Genomic DNA, 5,137 nt, shown 5'->3' with positions numbered 1-5,137 from the left:
AATGCGCCGCGCGCTGCAAGCGGCGGCGCTGCTCGCCTGGATTTTCTCGCTCATGGGCAAAAACGCCCTTCGTCGAAAAACAGACGTGCTCGCACGCTTGCGCCATCCGTTGCTTCAAGAAATGGCCGGAGTATAGGCTAGCGCGCGCCCACATGGATTCCCGCTAACGCGCACCAGGGCTGGAAGTTGAGTGGCTGTCTATCGTGTCGCCGACAGGAGGCCCCATGACCACCGACCGCTTCGATCAGCCCACATACCTCATATGCGGTGATCTCCGCAAGCTCTTCGCCCATGCGTATGGTATCTACGACCCGCAAGGGCAGCTTGTCCTTTATGCCTACATGGGGACGTTGCGGGGATTTCAGAATGCTGACATCCGCCTCTACACCGCCGAGGACAGGCAGACCGAGGTTCTGCTCATCCAGGGGCGGGACCGCATTGACTTCCTGGGAACCTACGATGTGACGGATGCCGCGACCGGCCGGAAGATCGGCGTCCTGGAGAGGAGAGGGTTCAAGTCCATGGTCAAGGACGAGTGGGTCATCATGGACGCGGAGGACCGTAGAATCGGCGTCATCAGTGAGGACAGCGTTCTGCTCGCCTTGCTGCGGCGGTTCGCCGGCAGCTTGATCCCGCAGACCTATTACGCCGAGATCGGGCCCACCCAGGTCTGCATCTTCAGGCGGAACTTGAACCCGCTTGTGACCAAGCTGACGGTGGACTTCTCGGTGGACCGCAGTCGCGTGTTGGACCGGCGATTGGGCCTCGCCGCCGGCGTTCTACTGTGCGCCATCGAGGGCCGGCAGAGCTAAGGGCGGCGGAGCCGCTCCGCGAGAATCATATATCCGCGAGCCACGGAATGTCTCGCAGGGAATTTGCCAAGCTCCCACAAGGGTCGTTTGCCCTCGCCGCGATGAAGCAAGAAGCGCACCCAGAAGTCACAGTGCTCAAGCCGAATTGCACGATGCCCCCGGCTTGCGGTCGCAGGTCGCCTTGGCAGGAATGTCATGCGGCTTGCGGAACGGATAAGCGAGAACGGAGGTGGGCTGTGACAGGCTCATGGCGGTCATGGTGCGCGGGGGCGGCGCTGGCGGCTGGCGTGGTCGGCTGCGCGCTCGTCGCGGCGACGGAGGGGAGCGAAATGCAGGCGGCTCGCGATTGGCCCGAGTACGGCGCCAACCCGTTCGTCATCCACACCGCGCAGCCGCCGGCCGACGACGACGAGGCGAGAGGCGGGATCACCGTCGCCGATCTCAACGGGGACGGCCGGATGGACTTCCTCTACACCACCCCCGGCACCGTCGGCGCGTACGACAACCGGGGGAGGAAGATGTGGGTGCTGGAGGTCCCTGTCCGGCTCAGCAGTTCGAGCGAGCGCCACGGGCTGCCGGGGATACACCACCCCGGTGTGCAGGCGGCGGATGTGGACGGCGACGGTCGTGTGGAGGTGGTCTTCCTGCTCGAGGACGGCACGGTTCAGGTTATGGATGGGCGTGCGGGAAAGACGAAGAAGTCGGCGCGGCCGCCCGTATTCGGGGAAGTGGAGCGCTGGGAATCGTTCATCCTGTGCAACCTGCGCGGGCAGGGCGACCGCGACATTGTGCTGCAGGCGACCAACCCGACAGGCTATCGCGTGGGTCACTACCTGCAGGCCATGCGCATGGATCGGCTGGAGGGCGAGCCGCTGTGGCGCAGGGACGATTTCGGCGCACTGGCTCACGGCCCGGCGCGGGCCGCCGACCTGGATGGCGACGGCCGTGACGAGATCATCGGCTTCACCATCGTGCGATCGGACGGCACCTCGCCCGCCTGGCGGTACCCACCGATCAGCAAGGACATTGCCGGCGGCGCGTCGTTCCACATCGACTCGCTGTTCATTTACGACATGCGCCCGGACGCGGCGGGGCTGGAGGTGGTGCTGCTGGAGGAGGGGCGCAATTACGTCGCCGTCGTCAACCTCGAACGAGGTATGCTCTGGCACCGGCCGGGGCCGGGCCGCCAGGAGCCGCAGAACGCGGCGGTTGGCGACTTCGACCCGACTCGCCCCGGCCTCGAGATTTGGTGTCGTTCGCGCCATAACGTCAACCAGACCCCGTGGGTGCTCGACGCGGGCGGCGACACCATCGCGCGGTGGAAGATGGCCGACAAAGCCCCGCCGGGATGGACCGACGCCGGCGTGGAGGAGATAGCGGTCATTGACTGGGACGGGTCGGGCCCCCGCTACTGCGCGGCCAAGGAGCGCCACACCGCAGGCGACGTGTGCATCTTCAATCCGATGACCGGCGACTTCTTGCGCCGGTGGACCGAGAAGGCATCGCGCATCATGGTGGCCGACGTCGCTGGCGACGCGCGGGAAGAGATAATCGTGGTCAGCGGAAACGACATCCGGGTCTATTGGAATGACCAGTCGAACCCGTCCCCGCCCCGCCTCCGCTACTGGACGCAGCAGCACTATCGCCGCAGCAAAGCAAATTGGAACTACTACTCGCCATAGCCGCGCCGGTTGGTGCGGCACGGCGCAAGGCCGCCGCGTCTGGTCAACCGGCCCGCGATTTGCTAGAATCATGACAGCCCGTGCAATGACGCCGGCCGGTTGGCCCGCCCTCGGGTGGGGCTGCCGGTGCGCCAGAGGCGTAGAAGCCTCAGGCGGGCGGCCAAATGTCCGCGTCCGAGTCCACACAGACCATAGAGACCGTAGCCGCGCAACTGTCGCCATCCGACCGGCGCCTGGTCGAGCGCGCCGCCGGCGTTCTCCTGTGGGCCATCGAGGGCCGACAGAGCTAAGGGCGGCGGAGCCGCTCCGCCGCCAGCCGGCGATGAGCTGTGGCTATCCGGCTCAGCAATTCGCGCGGCTCCGCCCCGGCACCGAGTATCTCGTACATCCACACCCCGCCATAGCCCGCCTGCCCGAGGAGCCGGATGATGGCCGGCCAGTCAGCGGTGCCCTGACCTGGGCAAGCATGTGTGTCGGTCGCGCCGTCGTTATCATTCAAGTGTACGGTGACCAGGCGGTCGCCGGCATGCGCGCCGATGTCCGCGAAGTCGCCGGCGATGTTGGAGTGTCCAGTGTCCCAGGCGATTCCGTAAGCGGGCCGCGAAGTCCCCTCGAGCCATTCAAGCATCCTGACGGTCGGCGTCTGCGAGGCCAAGCCGAGGCCGTTCTCGAACGCCAGGGTAACCGGGCTGGCGTCCATCTCCGCCTCGAGGCTCGCCAGGAACCGCAGCATCAAGTCGCGCATCAGCGACGGCTCCTCCCTCTGCGGCGCGGAGACCAATGCGTGAGAGACGATGGCCTTCGCGCCGAGTTCCTCCGCCAGGTGGCAACAGTCACGCAAGCAGTCCGCCTGGCGCTGTTGCTCCTTGGGGTCCGTCGCTGCCACGCTGCCCGTCTCCGGCGGAGCGTGGAGGCTCCAGACCAGGAGGCCCAGGTCATCCGCGACCGCTCGCAGCTCGCGCACGTTCGAAGGGAGAAAGGAGTCGCACTGGTCGCGCCCGCCTTCGAGGGACAGCTCGATGGCGCTGAAGCCGGCTTGCGCCACCAGGGGCAGATGACCAGTCGGCTTGAAGGCGCCGGGGCCGAAGATCGAGGTGTTGATGCCGGGCTCGCCCGAGAATCTGCCGGGACGCGGCAGTTGGCGCGTCTGCGCCAGCAGTTGCGGAAGGCGCCGCTCGATGGCCGCAGCGGCCGCGTGAAACGCCGATCTCGACTCCTCGGTGCCGTCGGCGTCGGCGGGATCGGCGATATCCCAGTGCGTCCAGTAAGCGCACGAGCAGAGGCCGCCGGGCACCTGAGCTCGCGCCGGGTTGCCGATCGTGACCACGAAGTCGAACCGCCGCCCGGCGACCGCTGAGACCGGCTTCGGGGAATGCCCGTCCAGGGTGATTCCACGCTCCGCCATGACGCGGATCGCCATGGGATGGAGGGCGTTCCAAGGCCGGACCCCGGCCGACTCCACCACGGCCCCCTCGCCGGCAAGCCGGCGCAGCATGGCCTGCGCCATCTGGCTGCGCCCGGCATTGCCGGTGCAAACGAAAAGGACGGAAGCCGCGTCAGCGTTCATAGTCTTCCCACTCGCGCTCCGATTCATCCTGTCGCCAGCTACGCGAGCGAACCTCTTCGATCTTCTCTATCTCTGCACGGAGGATAGGACGCTGCGCTCTAACATAGAACTCGCGACTCTCCGGCGGCACTACCATCTCAATCGCGGCTTGAGTCAACGAAAGTCCATTGCGCTCGATCACGGCCATAACCCTCCTGATGAAGTAATCAAACGATCCCACTGGCAGGCACCCGCCCTGCACCTCAAATGCAGGGCAAGGACGGCGTACCCATATGACGATCTTGATGCATGGGGTTCCGCTGCCTGAGATCCATTTGTTGACTTCGTCAACGATCCTCCAATCCTCCGCCGTCATTCCTGCCGCCAGAACAGGATCCTTCCTGAATGCCGGGAGATGATCGGTGATGTATTTGAGATTCTGTTTGAGCTGGCTCCCATGGTAGTTGTGCGCATATCCCGTTGCACTGTGATGACTTGAGGTAAAATCAATGCCCGGATCATCTAGATCGCGCTTCGACCAATTGAGAATGTCCTTCAGATCAAAGGACAGGCTGCTGTAGTCCTCGTAGACCGTAAAGCGAAATCCGCGAGCCACCTGCTGCCGTAACACCGCGATGAGGGTGGACAACTTCGGTCGTATCGGCTGGAATGGGTCAGCCGCGGGATCCAACGGATCGGAGAGATCTTCGAGGCGCATCCCCCGGTACAGGCATTTTGATCTCACCCGCTTTTCCCATACCAGCCTTGCAGCATCAAGAAACGTCACTCTTCGTCCCTACCTACAGCTTCGCCGACCGTTTTCCCTCTGGATTTCGACGAGTAGTATACGATTTCCGCACTGTGTCCATCAAGCCCGTCGCATGCCGACGGTTACCTAGTGCTCCGTCAATCATGTTTTGACAGATAATGACAAACCCGGTATCCTTGGTCGGCGAGATGGGTCGCGCGGGGGCTCAAGGAGACCGGTAGTGAAGAAGGAGTATGTCGTACAGTTAGCGCGGCAGCAGCGCCAGCAGTTGTGCCGGTTGGTGTCCGCAGGCACGGCGAGGGCGCGCAAGCTCACCCATGCACGCATC

At 64.6% G+C, this 5,137-nt stretch carries 5 protein-coding genes; 3 read left to right on the top strand and 2 right to left on the bottom strand.

The window, feature by feature from the left end; translation table 11 throughout:
* The first annotated feature begins 224 nt into the window (after nucleotides 1-224).
* The 3 genes from VM221_10195 (at nucleotide 225) to VM221_10185 (ending at nucleotide 2,784) form a co-directional block, all read left to right on the top strand.
* The gene (locus VM221_10195; GenBank protein HUT75186.1) at nucleotides 225-812 is read left to right on the top strand and encodes a hypothetical protein; all 588 of its coding nucleotides are present in this window, start codon (nucleotides 225-227) and stop codon (nucleotides 810-812) included.
* 236 nt (nucleotides 813-1,048) lie between these two features.
* On the top strand, nucleotides 1,049-2,494 hold the full coding sequence (locus tag VM221_10190) for an FG-GAP-like repeat-containing protein (GenBank protein ID HUT75185.1): 1,446 nt from the start codon (nucleotides 1,049-1,051) through the stop codon (nucleotides 2,492-2,494).
* A 164-nt stretch (nucleotides 2,495-2,658) separates the two neighbouring features.
* Nucleotides 2,659-2,784, top strand: a complete 126-nt coding sequence (locus VM221_10185) for a hypothetical protein (protein HUT75184.1) — start codon at nucleotides 2,659-2,661, stop codon at nucleotides 2,782-2,784.
* Here the strand turns inward: VM221_10185 and VM221_10180 are convergent.
* On the bottom strand, nucleotides 2,781-4,061 hold the full coding sequence (locus tag VM221_10180; GenBank protein HUT75183.1) for a TIM barrel protein: 1,281 nt from the start codon (nucleotides 4,059-4,061) through the stop codon (nucleotides 2,781-2,783). The two genes, VM221_10185 and VM221_10180, sit on opposite strands and share 4 nt — an antisense overlap.
* Nucleotides 4,051-4,827, bottom strand: a complete 777-nt coding sequence (locus VM221_10175) for a hypothetical protein (GenBank protein HUT75182.1) — start codon at nucleotides 4,825-4,827, stop codon at nucleotides 4,051-4,053. Before VM221_10175 ends, VM221_10180 begins: the two co-directional genes overlap by 11 nt.
* Nucleotides 4,828-5,137: the final 310 nt, after the last annotated feature.

The organism is Armatimonadota bacterium (assembly GCA_035527535.1).
In the GTDB taxonomy this organism is placed as follows: Bacteria; Armatimonadota; Hebobacteria.
This window is presented reverse-complemented; position numbering and strand designations above follow the sequence as displayed.

What these genes read in the sequence shown, in the direction of transcription:
- VM221_10195 (HUT75186.1), top strand. Translation starts at nt 225, where the DNA reads ATGACCACCGACCGCTTCGATCAGCCCACATACCTCATATGCGGTGAT.
- VM221_10185 (HUT75184.1), top strand. Translation starts at nt 2,659, where the DNA reads ATGTCCGCGTCCGAGTCCACACAGACCATAGAGACCGTAGCCGCGCAA.
- VM221_10180 (HUT75183.1), bottom strand. Translation starts at nt 4,061, where the DNA reads ATGAACGCTGACGCGGCTTCCGTCCTTTTCGTTTGCACCGGCAATGCC.